The sequence below is a fragment of the Streptomyces sp. NPDC052236 genome (assembly GCF_044548015.1).
Classification (GTDB): domain Bacteria; phylum Actinomycetota; class Actinomycetes; order Streptomycetales; family Streptomycetaceae; genus Streptomyces.
In genome coordinates this window covers 278,865-292,663 of sequence record NZ_JBIUBL010000007.1, presented here as the reverse complement: position 1 = coordinate 292,663, position 13,799 = coordinate 278,865, and the positions used below count along the sequence as shown (strand labels likewise).

Genomic DNA, 13,799 nt, shown 5'->3' with positions numbered 1-13,799 from the left:
CGGGCGCCTCGGAGGGCCGGGCTCCGGGGCGGCGGGTGGAACCCTCGCCTACGGGCCCGGAGGGGCCGGAACCGAGGGGCCCGTACCGTTCTCGGGGGCTCATCGCTCCGCCCGCTGGTCGTCGTCCGGGGTGAGGAGTTCCGCGATGTCCAGTACGTGGTAGCCGCTCATCGACGGGAGGCAGCTGCCCCGTACCGGGCCGATCGCCGAGGACCATTCCGGGGGAATCGACCCGGCTCCGCCCAGCGCTCCCGCCAGCGAGCCCGCCACCGCCGCCGTCGTGTCCGCGTCGCGGCCCATGTTGACCGCCGTCAGCACCGACGTACGAAAGTCCCCGCGGGCCGCCGCGAACGCCCCGAACGCCAGGCCCACCGCCTCCGGCGCCAGATCCGTCCACGGATAGCCGCCGATGACGACCGACGAGCGGACCGCCCGCTCCATCGAGAGCGTGTCCGCGTGGTGGGTGCGCTCCGCCGTGATCACCGCGCGGCGCAAGGAGCGCGCCGTCCAGGAGTCCATCGGGACCACGGACAGGGCCGCCCCGATCACCCCCGCCGGGCCCGTGCCCGTCATCGCCGCGGCGACCCCCGCCGCCACCGCCTGGCCGCCGTAGATGCCCTCGCCGTCGTGGCTCACGCAGCCGTCGATCGCCACCAGCCGCGCCGCCTCCGCCGGGTGGCCCGCCGCGTACACGCCGAACGGCGCCGCCCGCATCGCCAGCCCGTCGCTCCAGGCGTGCCGGTGCTGCGCCGAGATGGGCGCCGCCAGCCCGCGTCGCAGGTTCTCCAGCGTGCCGCGCTCGCTGAAGCCCGCCCCCCGGAATGGGCCTTCGTCCAGGTCGGCGATCCAGTGGTGCCACGCCTTCTCCACATGGGCGACGGTCAGGGCCGAGCCGTGCCGGGCCAGGAGGAGGCCGGAGAAGATGGCGTACTCCGTGTCGTCCGTGCCCGCCGGGTCGTCGCTGACGAAGCCTTCGATACGGCCCCAGCGGCGGCGGATCTCCGAGGGCCGTAAGTTCTCGGCGGGGGCCCCGAGCGCGTCGCCCACCGCCAGGCCCAGCATCGCCCCGCAGGCCCGGTCACGGAATGCCGCAGGCGAGCCCGACGCAACCCCCGCAACCGGCATCGCATTCATGGAGGACATGGAGGATCTCTGCCACCCCCACCGCACGACGAGTCTGCGAAGCCCTTCTGTCACCCGCCCGAACGCAGGTAAGTACGGCCTGCCTTGCTGGCGAGCCCCTTACGTAGAGCGTATTTTCGAATCGTGTCCATCATTGAAAACGAAGCGGCCCTCCACGTGGCGCACCGCGACAACCACACCCACCGTGACGTCAGCGGCGGCTGGCTGCGCCCCGCCGTGTTCGGTGCCATGGACGGACTGGTCTCCAACCTCGCCCTGATGACCGGCGTCGCGGGCGGCGTGGGTGCGGGCGGCGGCGCGGTCTCCCCGCACACGATCGTTGTCACCGGGCTCGCCGGACTCGCCGCGGGCGCATTCTCCATGGCCGCCGGCGAGTACACCTCCGTCGCCTCCCAGCGCGAGCTTGTCGAGGCCGAACTGGACGTCGAGCGCCGCGAGTTGCGTGCCCACCCGGTCGATGAGATGGAAGAGCTGGCCGCGCTGTACGTCTCGCGCGGCGTGACCCCCGCCCTCGCCCGCGAGGTGGCGATGCAGCTCTCCCGGGACCCCGAACAGGCCCTGGAGATCCACGCCCGCGAAGAGCTCGGCATAGACCCGGACGAGCTGCCCTCGCCCACCGTCGCCGCGGTCTCGTCCTTCGGCTCGTTCGCGCTGGGCGCGCTCCTGCCCGTACTGCCCTACCTCCTCGGCGCTACCGCCCTGTGGCCCGCCGTGCTCCTCGCGCTCGTCGGCCTCTTCGCCTGCGGAGCGCTCGTCGCCCGGGTGACGGCGCGCGGCTGGTGGTACAGCGGTCTGCGGCAGCTGACCCTCGGCGGCGCGGCGGCAGCCCTCACCTACGGGCTCGGGGCGCTCATCGGCGCTGCTGTGTGAGCCGCGTGAGCCGTGGGACCGGCGGCTTCACTATCACTGGCCCGCGGGAATAGCGCGGCCTTCCGCAAGGTTGTGACGTACATCTGCGGCAGACCTGTGTCCAGAGGCGGCCTTGAGTGCGAGACTATGCGTCGCGATGCATAAGTGGCCGTAACTCGATGGTTTCGCGCTCTTAACCACGGGGCATGACCCGTGAACGCTGTGGGCAATGAAGCCTGCTCTGCGACGGGTCTGCGGACGGCGATCTGTCCGCCTGTGACCCACCTCCACCGCTTCGCGCGGTGTCCGCATGTTGGAACGAACTATCCGGTTTTCGAGAAGCATTCCATCATGTAACCTGCACGAAATTTCGCAGAGGGCCAACGTCGTCCCTCGGCAATTCTCTATGCCACGACGACGACGGGAGAGCCGATGCGTTCCGACGCCTGGTCGCCCATGGACGGTCGCCCCGCCCCCCAGGGCATGTACGACCCCCGTAACGAACACGACGCCTGCGGCGTCGGGTTCGTGGCCACCCTCACCGGTGTTGCCAGCCATGAGCTGGTCGAGCAGGCGCTGACCGTACTGCGCAACCTTGAGCACCGTGGTGCCACCGGCTCCGAGCCCGACTCGGGTGACGGTGCCGGCATCCTGTTTCAGGTCCCGGACGCCTTCCTGCGCGAGGTCAGCGGTTTCGCGCTTCCCGATGCCGGTGCGTACGCCGTCGGAATCGCTTTCCTCCCCACGGTCACGGACGAGAACGCGGACGCCGTCTCACAACTCGAGACGATCGCCGCCGAAGAAGGCCTGACCGTCCTCGGCTGGCGTGACGTCCCCGTCACCCCCGAGCTCCTCGGTAACGGCGCCCGCGCCACCATGCCCGCCTTCCGCCAGCTCTTCGTAGAAGACGGCGTAACGAGCGGTATCGAGCTCGACCGCAAGGCCTTCGTCCTGCGCAAGCGCGCCGAGCGCGAGGCCGGGGTCTACTTCCCCTCCCTCTCCGCCCGCACCATCGTTTACAAGGGCATGCTGACCACCGGCCAGCTGGAGCCCTTCTTCCCGGACCTGTCCGACCGGCGCTGCGCCACCGCCATCGCGCTCGTCCACTCGCGCTTCTCCACGAACACCTTCCCGAGCTGGCCGCTCGCCCACCCGTACCGCTTCGTCGCCCACAACGGCGAGATCAATACGGTCAAGGGCAACCGCAACTGGATGCGCGCCCGCGAGTCCCAGCTCGCCAGTGACCTCTTCGGCGCCAAGAAGGCCGAAGAGCTGGAGCGGATCTTCCCGGTCTGTACGCCGGACGCCTCCGACTCCGCCTCCTTCGACGAGGTCCTGGAGCTGCTCCACCTCGGTGGCCGTTCGCTGCCGCACTCCGTGCTGATGATGGTCCCCGAGGCGTGGGAGAACCACGACTCCATGGACCCGGCCCGGCGGGCCTTCTACCAGTACCACGCCACGATGATGGAGCCCTGGGACGGCCCGGCCTGCGTCACCTTCACCGACGGCACCCAGGTCGGCGCGGTCCTCGACCGCAACGGTCTGCGCCCCGGCCGCTACTGGGTCACCGACGAAGGCCTCGTCGTCCTCTCCTCCGAGGTCGGCGTCCTCGACATCGACCCCGCGAAGGTCGTCCGCAAGGGCCGCCTCCAGCCCGGCCGGATGTTCCTCGTCGACACCGCCGAGCACCGCATCATCGAGGACGACGAGATCAAGTCGTCCCTCGCCGCCGAGCAGCCGTACCAGGACTGGCTGGAGGCCGGTGAGATCGAGCTCGGAGACCTTCCCGAGCGCGAGCACATCGTCCACACCCACGCCTCGGTCACCCGCCGCCAGCAGACCTTCGGCTACACCGAGGAAGAGCTGCGCGTCATCCTCGCGCCGATGGCCCGCACCGCCGGTGAGCCGCTCGGCTCCATGGGCACGGACTCCCCGATCGCGGCCCTCTCCGAGCGGCCCCGACTGCTCTTCGACTACTTCACCCAGCTCTTCGCACAGGTCACGAACCCGCCGCTGGACGCCATCCGCGAGGAGCTCGTCACCTCGCTGCGCTCCTCGGTCGGCCCCCAGGGCAACATCCTGGAGCCGACCGCCGCGACCTGCCGCAATGTCACGCTGCCCTTCCCGGTGATCGACAACGACGAGCTCGCCAAGCTCATCCACATCAACGCCGACGGCGACATGCCCGGCCTGACCACCGCCACGCTCTCCGGTCTCTACCGCGTCAGCGGCGGCGGCGACGCCCTCGCCACCCGTATCGCCGAGGTCTGCACGGAGGTCGACGTCGCCATAGAGGACGGCGCGCGCCTCATCGTGCTGTCCGACCGCCACTCCGACGCCGAGCACGCGCCGATCCCCTCGCTGCTGCTCACCTCCGCCGTGCACCACCACCTCATCCGCACCAAGCAGCGCACGCAGGTGGGTCTGCTGGTCGAGGCCGGCGATGTACGCGAGGTGCACCATGTCGCGCTCCTCATCGGCTACGGCGCGGCGGCCGTCAACCCGTACCTGGCGATGGAGTCCGTCGAGGACCTGGTCCGCGCCGGTACGTTCATCGAGGGCATGGAGCCCGAGCAGGCCATCCGCAACCTGATCTACGCCCTCGGCAAGGGCGTCCTGAAGGTCATGTCCAAGATGGGCATCTCGACCGTCGCCTCCTACCGTGGCGCGCAGGTCTTCGAGGCCGTCGGCCTGAACGAGGCCTTCGTCGAGAAGTACTTCAACGGCACCGCCACCAAGATCGGCGGCGCGGATCTCGACGTCATCGCCAAGGAGGTCGCCTTCCGCCACGCCAAGGCGTACCCCGCCTCCGGCGTCCCCTCCGCGCACCGCGCGCTGGAGATCGGCGGCGAGTACCAGTGGCGTCGCGAGGGCGAGCCGCACCTCTTCGACCCCGAGACGGTCTTCCGCCTCCAGCACGCCACGCGCACGCGCAGCTACGACATCTTCAAGAAGTACACCGACCGGGTGAACGAGCAGTCCGAGCGCCTGATGACGCTCCGTGGTCTGTTCGGCTTCAAGACCGGCGCAGACCAGCGGCCCTCGATCCCCCTCGAAGAGGTCGAGCCGGTCTCCGAGATCGTCAAGCGCTTCTCCACCGGCGCCATGTCGTACGGATCGATCTCCAGCGAGGCGCACGAAACCCTCGCCATCGCCATGAACCGCCTCGGCGGCAAGTCCAACACCGGCGAGGGCGGCGAGGACGCCGACCGCCTGTACGACCCGGAGCGCCGCTCCTCGATCAAGCAGGTCGCCTCCGGCCGCTTCGGCGTCACCAGCGAGTACCTCGTCAACGCCGACGACATCCAGATCAAGATGGCGCAGGGCGCCAAGCCCGGCGAGGGCGGCCAGCTGCCCGGCCACAAGGTCTACCCGTGGGTCGCCAAGACCCGGCACTCCACCCCGGGTGTCGGTCTGATCTCCCCGCCCCCGCACCACGACATCTACTCCATCGAGGACCTGGCTCAGCTGATCCACGACCTCAAGAACGCCAACCCGGCGGCCCGCATCCACGTGAAGCTGGTCTCCGAGGTCGGCGTCGGCACCGTCGCGGCGGGCGTCTCCAAGGCGCACGCGGACGTGGTCCTCATCTCCGGCCACGACGGCGGCACCGGCGCTTCCCCGCTCACCTCCCTCAAGCACGCGGGCGGCCCCTGGGAGCTCGGCCTCGCCGAGACCCAGCAGACCCTGCTGCTCAACGGCCTGCGCGACCGCATCGTCGTCCAGACCGACGGCCAGCTGAAGACCGGCCGCGACGTCGTCATCGCCGCGCTGCTGGGCGCCGAGGAGTTCGGTTTCGCGACCGCGCCGCTCGTCGTCTCCGGCTGCGTCATGATGCGCGTCTGCCATCTGGACACCTGCCCGGTCGGCATCGCCACGCAGAACCCGGTCCTGCGTGACCGGTTCTCCGGCAAGGCCGAGTACATCGTCAACTTCTTCGAGTTCATCGCCGAGGAGGTCCGCGAACTGCTGGCCGAGCTGGGCTTCCGTACGGTCGAAGAGGCCGTCGGCCACGCCGAGCTGCTCGACACCGAGCGGGCCGTGGACCACTGGAAGGCGCAGGGCCTGGAGCTCGAACCCCTCTTCTACGTCCCCGAGCTGCCCGAGGGCGCGGTCCGCCACCAGACGATGGAGCAGGACCACGGTCTGGGCAAGGCCCTCGACAACGAGCTGATCGAGCTCGCCGCCGAGGCGCTCAACGCGACCACCGCCGAGGACGCCCAGCCGGTCCGCGCGCAGATCGCGATCCGCAACATCAACCGCACGGTCGGCACGATGCTCGGCCACGAGGTGACGAAGAAGTTCGGTGGCTTGGGCCTGCCCGAGGACACCATCGACATCACCTTCACCGGTTCGGCGGGCCAGTCCTTCGGCGCGTTCCTGCCGCGCGGTGTGACTCTCCGCCTGGAGGGCGACGCCAACGACTACGTCGGCAAGGGCCTCTCCGGCGGCCGTGTCATCGTCCGCCCGGACCGGGGCGCCGACCACCTCGCCGAGTACTCCACCATCGCGGGCAACACCATCGCCTACGGTGCGACAGGCGGCGAACTGTTCCTGCGAGGCCGCACCGGCGAGCGCTTCTGCGTCCGCAACTCCGGCGCCACGGTCGTCTCGGAGGGCGTGGGCGACCACGGCTGCGAGTACATGACCGGCGGCCACGCGGTGGTGCTGGGCGAGACCGGACGTAACTTCGCGGCCGGTATGTCCGGCGGCGTCGCGTACGTCATCGACCTCGACCCGGACAACGTCAACTCCGGCAACCTCGCGGCGGTGGAGACGACCCTCTCCGACGCCGACAAGCTGTGGCTGCACGACGTCGTGCGCCGCCACTACGAGGAGACCGGCTCGACCGTCGCGGCAAAGCTGCTAGCCGAGTGGACCCTCGCGGTGGACCGCTTCAGCAAGATCATCCCGACCACGTACAAGGCAGTGCTCGCCGCCAAGGATGCCGCTGAGCTCGCCGGTCTCTCCGAGCAGGAGACCACCGAGAAGATGATGGAGGCGGCGACCAATGGCTGACCCCAAGGGCTTCCTGACCACCGGCCGCGAAGTCGCCAAGACCCGCCCGGTCGAGGAGCGCGTCAAGGACTGGAACGAGGTCTACGTTCCCGGTTCGCTGCTCCCGATCATCAGCAAGCAGGCCGGGCGCTGCATGGACTGCGGCATCCCGTTCTGCCACGACGGCTGTCCGCTGGGCAACCTCATCCCCGAGTGGAACGACTTCGCGTACCGCGGGGACTGGTCGGCGGCGAGCGAGCGGCTGCACGCGACCAACAACTTCCCCGAGTTCACCGGACGCCTGTGCCCGGCTCCCTGCGAGTCGGCGTGCGTCCTCGGCATCAACCAGCCCGCCGTCACCATCAAGAACGTCGAAGTCTCGATCATCGACAAGGCGTGGGACACGGGCGACGTCAAGCCGCAGCCGCCGGAGCGCCTGTCCGGCAAGACGGTCGCGGTCATCGGCTCGGGCCCGGCGGGCCTCGCCGCCGCCCAGCAGCTGACCCGCGCGGGCCACACGGTCGCCGTCTACGAGCGCGCCGACCGTGTCGGCGGCCTGCTGCGCTACGGCATCCCCGAGTTCAAGATGGAGAAGGTGCACATCAACCGCCGCATCGAGCAGATGCGCGCGGAGGGCACCAAGTTCCGTACGGGCGTGGAGATCGGCCGCGACATCGACGCGACGAAGCTGCGCAGGCGGTACGACGCGGTGGTCATCGCCGCCGGCGCCACCGTCTCGCGCGACCTGCCCGTCCCGGGCCGTGAGCTGAACGGCATCCACTTCGCGATGGAGTACCTGCCGCTCGCCAACAAGGTGCAGGAGGGTGACTACGTCACCCCGCCGCTCACCGCCGAGGGCAAGCACGTCGTGGTCATCGGCGGCGGCGACACGGGCGCGGACTGCGTGGGCACGGCCCACAGGCAGGGCGCGGCCTCGGTCACCCAGCTGGAGATCATGCCGCAGCCGGGCGAGGAGCGGAACGCCAACCAGCCGTGGCCGACCTTCCCCATGCTCTACAAGGTCACCTCCGCGCACGAGGAGGGCGGCGAGCGGGTCTACTCCGTCTCGACCACGCACTTCGAGGGCGACGAGGACGGCAACGTCCAGTTCCTGCACCTCATCGAGGTGGAGTTCAAGGGCGGCAAGCTGGAGCAGAAGCCCGGCACGGAGCGCCGGATTCCGGCGCAGCTGGTCACCCTCGCGATGGGCTTCACCGGCACGGACCAGGAGAACGGTCTGGTCCAGCAGTTCGGCCTGGAGCTGGACGCGCGCGGCAACATCGTGCGGGACGCGGACTTCCAGACCAACGTCGACGGCGTGTACGTGGCCGGTGACGCGGGTCGCGGCCAGTCGCTGATCGTGTGGGCGATCGCCGAGGGCCGCTCGGCGGCGCGCGGCGTGGACCGCCACCTGACGGGTGTGAGCGAGCTGCACGCGCCGATCCGTCCGACGGACCGTTCGCTGACGGTCTGACGTACCCCAGATACGTCCCGTACAACGGCGTACGGAACTGAGCACGGCGCCTGCCTGTCCCCGACCGGACAATGGTGGGCGCCGTGGTGCGTTCCGTGACCGGAAGCCCTGCACTCCGAGCGGTGGTGTGCACGTCCTGCACGAACCCGTAGCATGCCGTGCGGGCGAGCTGGGGGTGGGGCATGAGCTCACGGCGTGGACGGTTACGGAGAGTGCTGGGGCGCGGACTGATCCTGTTGTGCGCCCTGCCCGTCTTCCTCTGCGGCCTGGGATCCTCCCCGGTCACAGCTGCTACCGGTGGCCCCTTGAGCGGTGAACTCGTCACCTCCTCGGACATCATCGAATCAGGCCGCCCGGCGGATCTCCTGATCTCCATCCAGAACCGGCAGTCCGTCCCCGTGACACTGCATCGCCTCGATGTGATGACGTCTGCTGGGCTCAGGACCTGTGCCTGGCAGCGGACCGGACCGGACGCCGCCGGCGCGACGATCTGCGACGGCACTCCGCCGCCGCTCTCCACGACCCCGGGCCGCCGCGTGGAGCCGGGTGACAGTGTCATCTACCGCTACGAGCTGCGAACCGGCGGGCGTACGTGGCCGGGGGCCAAGCTGATCGTCGTCGCGGTGCACGGCGATTACGTCCTCAACGGCAAGGCCAAGCGGGCCTCGCTCACGCTCAGTAAGCGGGTTCAGTCCACCGTACTGGGCGAGGCGCAGTTCATCAGCGGTATCGGAGTTCCCTCGTTCCTCCTGCTCCCGGGGTTCCTGCTGCTTGCCACGTATCGCCTCCTCGCACGGCGAAGCCGTCAGGCTGACGCCGGTGTGCCACAACTCGACGTCAACGCCATCGAGTTCATTGCCCTGTCGGCATCACTTTCGATTCTGGCGATACCGTTTTTTTGGGTTGTCTCGTGGCTGGCCGGAGAGCCCAGAACGTATCTGGACGGCTACGACACCCGGGATCTGCTGAGCGTGTGGATCGGTTCGGTCCTTGCCGGGGCTGTCGCCTTCTCCGTGCCCGCTTCTGTGGCGGGTCTTCGTCTGAGGTTGCGGACTCCGCAGCCGACGGACAGCCCGGAGCAGGCGCTGAGCCGACTGGCCAGGGCCGGCGAAACGCTCAACCGGACGCAGATCCGGTTCCGCCACGCCGGTCCCAGTGGTGACGTACCGGCGCAGGCGTTCGTCTACGCGGCTCCGGCTGCCGAAGGAGAGCCGTACTGGGCGATGCCCGCCATCCAGTACACCTGTGAAGCGGAAGCCCCGCCGGAGGTTCAGCGAGAACTGCTGGAATTGCTTCGTGGCGGCGACTCGGCCAAGGGGGTCCGCGATTTTCTGCACCGGCACTCGAGGGAAGTGAAGCTTGCCTGGGAACCGGGAATACTCCCGGGTCCGGTCCAGGTGAGTGCCGCGCGAGTGCAGGCCGAGGTCTCCGCCGCCCCGCTGCTGCGCATGGTGGTTCCGCAGGCCCGGTGACGAGAGGGAGGGGCGGTCCCGGAGACCGCCCCCGGCGCGAACGCCTGGATGACCCTCCTCCCACCCGGGGAAACCCAGGCCACCGGTGAGCCACGTCACGGGAATTGGATCGAATCGAAAGGAAGGGTACGGGATCAGATGGAGGTGTCAAGCCTGTGCTGCGAGTCCAGCAGGTCCGCCTGACATACACCTGGGTCAGGACCACCCCTTGGTTGTTGAACGAGGCAATCCGCGCGTCTTCAGCACCCGCGATGACGATGCCCGCCGACTACGCGCGCGCCTTCGAAGCCGTCAGGAACGGCAGCGCGGGCCAGGAGCCCAGCACACCCACCGGCCCCTGGCCGCTCAGCGCCAACGGCCGGGCGCTGAGCGTCCCTTGGGTCCTGCGCGACGGAGCATTGGCAGAGATCGTCAACGTGTGGCAGAGGGCCCTGGGCTCGCGCGACTACGCCTCGCTCAGCACCCAGCGATTCTGGCGCGCGCAGATCCCCCTGGCCGCACCCCGCCCACCCGTGCAATTCGCTTCACCACAAGGCCGGACGGCTGTGACCGGGGCCGCCCTGTGCCATCCGCTGGGCAACTCCGTCGCGGTCACGGTCATTGTCAAGGGCGATTATGGCGTCGACGAGCTGACAGCGCGCGTGGCCGAGATCGACCAGAAGGCACGGTTCGGTCTGGCCGACGATCACACTGCCGAGACCTACTCTCTCCGCACCCTCGGCCCCGAACTGCTGCGTCGGCTCAACGCGCACCGAGTCCGCGAGACACCGGATGCCGAAGAACAGGAAGGGGAGCCGTTGGTCATTGTCTCTGTCGTACAGGCGAATCCGGACAGCACGGACGAGGAGTGCCGCGCGTCGGAAGGCAGCGGAGTGCACCATCTGCTGCATGCCCTGGCGACTCGCACACACCTCGCGGAGTGTCCGATGCCGAGGCATCTCGGGAGTCACAGTCTGCCGGGTCGTACGCACCAAGGAGGAGGCGTTCACTACCGGCTGGACCGGGCACGAGTCGTCTGGGCCCCCTACCGGTTCAGAAGGTCCGACCGGAGCCGCTGGCTCGGCTGCTATCACCAGAACCTTGCACTGGCGAGCATGCTCACCGACTCCTGGCTGGGTGTGATCGCCTGGGCCGCGGACACGATCTCCAACGGACCTCTGCCACCGGGAGGATTCGAGGTCACAGAGCGATGCGCCATGCTCCTGGGCCTCGTTTACGAAGAGAACGCCCGACCGGCCCCTGTCTACCGCACACGGAGCACTGCCGCACAGATAGTCGACAGTGGACTGGTGCCCGCGCTGCAGGACGTGCGGGGATACGTCGGTGCTCTCAAGAAGCTCAAGCCTGCTTTGTTGACACCCGGATGAAAGGCAAGGTACCTCGTGACCATGCAATCAAACCCGCAGAACGGACCCATCGAGCGTGGCGTGTATGAACACTTCACGGGCAATCGCTATCACGTCGACGGCTTCGGCTACTTGGTGCTGGGCGACGGCCAGGAGGAAACAGTCGGCGAGCAAGTGGTGGTGTACCACGCCATGTTCACTTCGGAAGCCTATGGAAAAGAGGCGGTCTGGGTCCGGCCGCTCAAAAACTTCACCGAAGAGATCATGGTCGACGGCCGACCGGCCAAGCGCTTCCGTTACCTCGGTGATGAGGGGGCCGGTCCTTCGGAATGAGCGCGTCGGAAGGGCTCACCGCGGTGTCAGACGATAGGTCAGAGCCTGTACCGCGACCACACAGAGCCATGTCCACCAGGGCAATCCCGCCAGGGCCACCCAGACAGCGGAGGTAGCGGCCAGGCCGACAGGATAAACGAGAGGGGTGTGCTTCTTGTAGCGCATACGCACGGGAATCGACGCAACCCCCTCTCGTGCGTCCTTGGCCGCGTCACGTACATCTCCGAGGAGATTGCGCATCGTCATCAGGACGAACACCAACAGGACGGCTTCGGCATCGGCTCCGGCCAAGGGCGCGATCAGGGCGATTTTCAGACCTCCGTTGAGCAGCGGCGATATCGCTGCCAGCATCGGTATCCGTTTTTTGAGCGAGTATCCCGCGGCCAGTGCAAGGAAGGGTACGCACGCTGGGTCGGCGACCAGAACCGTACCCGCGATCGAGGGAACAGCCCAGGCCGGCCAGGGCCAGTGAAGCCGTCCCACGTCACGGTGCTGCCACTCCAGATGGATGAGAAACCCGAACCACAGACAACTGAGGCCGAGCAGTTGGCGCGGCTGCGCGTCGAGCGACAGGAAGAGCAGGACCAGATCGACGTACGAGTAGATGCGTAACTGCCCCAGGTAGTTGAGCGCACGCTCCATGACCCCCCCGTATGCAAGCGACGGTGGTTCAGATTCTGAATACGGACTTACCGTCCATGAACTCGTCGAGCGCCGCAACCCCCAATTCGCGCCCTTGTCCCGAGAGTTTCACCCCTCCCCACGGCACTTCGGTTGCGAAATATCCGAAGCAATTGACCCAGCAGGTGCCCACACGAACCTCGGTGACGAATCGGTCGGCGAAATCCAGGTCCGACGTCCATACCGACGCGGACAGGCCGTAGTCGGTGTCATTCGCCGCCGTGATGGCTTCTTCCGTGCTGTCGACGGGATATACGCAACCGACGGGTCCGAAGACCTCTTCGCGTGTGATCCGCATGCTGCTCGTGGCCCCGGTCACGATCGTCGGCGCGTAGAACAGGCCGCCCTGGTCCGCCCCTTTTCCTCCCGTCGCACAGTCGGCGCCTTCCTTGAGGGCGCCCTTGACGTAGCTGTCGATGCGTTCGAAGTGCGCCCGGTCGATCTGCGGTCCCTGCTCGGTCTTCTCGTCGAGCGGATCTCCGAGACGCCTCGCCTCCGCAGCGGTCACCACTCGGTCGAGGAACTCCTCATAGATGCCCCGCTGGACGTAGGTCCTGCTGCCCGCGCAGCAGTTCTGCCCCTGGACGTCGAACATCGCGGTGATCGTCCCGTCCACCGCCGCGTCGAGGTCGCAGTCGGCCATGACGACATTGGCGCCCTTCCCGCCGAGCTCAAGTGTCAGACGGGGCATACGGCTCGCAGAACCGGCCACGATGGACCGTGCCGTTTCCTGTGAGCCCGTGAACGTGATCTTGTCCACGCGGGGGTCGGCCACCAAGGCGCGTCCCGCGACATCGCCGGTACCGAGTACCACATTGACGACACCTGGCGGGAAGCCCGCTTCCGCCGCCAGAGCTGCCAGCGCCTGAGCGGAAAGGGGGGCCCGCTCGGCGGGCTTGATGACGACTGTGCAGCCGGCGGCGAGCGCCGGGGCGATCTTCCACGAGATGCACGCGAACGGGAAGTTCCACGGAATGATCGCCGCGCATACTCCCACGGGCACGCGGCGCACGAAGACACTTGCCTCGCCGACCTTGGGCATGGACGTCGTCCGGGCCTGGAGCATCGCCTGTGCGTAGTAGCGGTACACCTCGGCGGACTGCGGAACGTCCCAGCCGCGCACACCCGCCAGGCGCTTTCCGGTATCCGTCGCCTCCAGGAGGGACAGCCTCTCGGTGTCGCGCTCGATGAGGGCGGCGAACCGGTCGAGAGTGTCGGCGCGCTCCTGAGCGGTCATCCGGGGCCATGGCCCTTGGTCGAAAGCGGCGCGCGCGGCGGTCAGCGCGGCGTCCACGTCGGCCGGACCCGCGGCCGGCAGTACGGCCAGAGTCCGCTCCGTCATGGGGTCGGTGTCCGTGATCTCTCCACTGCCCACGGGGTCTGTGAACTCGCCCGCGATGAACGGCCGGAGGTCGAGACCCGGGATGAGGGACGAGACGACCCGGTCCCGGAGTTCAGTGGCAGAAGCCTTACTGGTCATGAGCTTCCTCTCGGCTGCTTTCG

9 protein-coding genes are annotated in these 13,799 nt (G+C 68.4%); 6 read left to right on the top strand and 3 right to left on the bottom strand.

Going from position 1 to position 13,799, the window contains the following annotated elements; genetic code table 11:
- Positions 1-99: 99 nt before the first annotated feature.
- Positions 100-1,134, bottom strand: a complete 1,035-nt coding sequence (locus ACIHCQ_RS15120) for an ADP-ribosylglycohydrolase family protein (RefSeq protein ID WP_399662052.1) — start codon at positions 1,132-1,134, stop codon at positions 100-102.
- Positions 1,135-1,266: 132 nt separating this feature from the next.
- Here ACIHCQ_RS15120 and ACIHCQ_RS15115 point away from each other — a divergent pair, with 132 nt between their 5' ends.
- From ACIHCQ_RS15115 to ACIHCQ_RS15090, 6 genes are all read left to right on the top strand, one after another.
- Complete coding sequence (locus ACIHCQ_RS15115; RefSeq protein WP_399661948.1) at positions 1,267-2,013, top strand: VIT1/CCC1 transporter family protein; 747 nt, start codon at positions 1,267-1,269, stop codon at positions 2,011-2,013.
- A gap of 411 nt (positions 2,014-2,424) precedes the next feature.
- Complete coding sequence (gltB, locus tag ACIHCQ_RS15110; protein ID WP_399661946.1) at positions 2,425-7,011, top strand: glutamate synthase large subunit; 4,587 nt, start codon at positions 2,425-2,427, stop codon at positions 7,009-7,011.
- Positions 7,004-8,464 (top strand): glutamate synthase subunit beta, encoded by a 1,461-nt coding sequence (locus tag ACIHCQ_RS15105; protein ID WP_399661944.1) that lies wholly within the window; start codon positions 7,004-7,006, stop codon positions 8,462-8,464. Before gltB ends, ACIHCQ_RS15105 begins: the two co-directional genes overlap by 8 nt.
- Positions 8,465-8,769: 305 nt before the next feature.
- Positions 8,770-9,936, top strand: coding sequence for a hypothetical protein (locus ACIHCQ_RS15100; RefSeq protein WP_399661942.1), 1,167 nt, complete (start codon positions 8,770-8,772; stop codon positions 9,934-9,936).
- A 251-nt stretch (positions 9,937-10,187) separates the two neighbouring features.
- Complete coding sequence (locus ACIHCQ_RS15095; RefSeq protein WP_399661940.1) at positions 10,188-11,303, top strand: hypothetical protein; 1,116 nt, start codon at positions 10,188-10,190, stop codon at positions 11,301-11,303.
- 21 nt (positions 11,304-11,324) lie between these two features.
- The gene (locus ACIHCQ_RS15090) at positions 11,325-11,615 is read left to right on the top strand and encodes a DUF1653 domain-containing protein (RefSeq protein WP_399662050.1); all 291 of its coding nucleotides are present in this window, start codon (positions 11,325-11,327) and stop codon (positions 11,613-11,615) included.
- Positions 11,616-11,630: 15 nt separating this feature from the next.
- On the opposite strand, the gene ACIHCQ_RS15085 is transcribed toward ACIHCQ_RS15090, so the two are convergent.
- Positions 11,631-12,257: a hypothetical protein gene (locus ACIHCQ_RS15085; protein WP_399661938.1), complete on the bottom strand. Its 627-nt coding sequence runs from the start codon at positions 12,255-12,257 to the stop codon at positions 11,631-11,633.
- A 28-nt stretch (positions 12,258-12,285) separates the two neighbouring features.
- Positions 12,286-13,776, bottom strand: a complete 1,491-nt coding sequence (locus tag ACIHCQ_RS15080) for an aldehyde dehydrogenase family protein (protein WP_399661936.1) — start codon at positions 13,774-13,776, stop codon at positions 12,286-12,288.
- Between the last annotated feature and the right edge of the window lie 23 nt (positions 13,777-13,799).

Excerpts from the sequence above, each read along its gene's own strand:
- ACIHCQ_RS15120 (WP_399662052.1), bottom strand. The coding sequence starts at position 1,134 with ATGAATGCGATGCCGGTTGCGGGGGTTGCGTCGGGCTCGCCTGCGGCA.
- ACIHCQ_RS15105 (WP_399661944.1), top strand. The coding sequence starts at position 7,004 with ATGGCTGACCCCAAGGGCTTCCTGACCACCGGCCGCGAAGTCGCCAAG.
- ACIHCQ_RS15090 (WP_399662050.1), top strand. The coding sequence starts at position 11,325 with ATGCAATCAAACCCGCAGAACGGACCCATCGAGCGTGGCGTGTATGAA.
- ACIHCQ_RS15080 (WP_399661936.1), bottom strand. The coding sequence starts at position 13,776 with ATGACCAGTAAGGCTTCTGCCACTGAACTCCGGGACCGGGTCGTCTCG.
- gltB (WP_399661946.1), top strand. The coding sequence starts at position 2,425 with ATGCGTTCCGACGCCTGGTCGCCCATGGACGGTCGCCCCGCCCCCCAG.
- ACIHCQ_RS15085 (WP_399661938.1), bottom strand. The coding sequence starts at position 12,257 with ATGGAGCGTGCGCTCAACTACCTGGGGCAGTTACGCATCTACTCGTAC.
- ACIHCQ_RS15095 (WP_399661940.1), top strand. The coding sequence starts at position 10,188 with ATGACGATGCCCGCCGACTACGCGCGCGCCTTCGAAGCCGTCAGGAAC.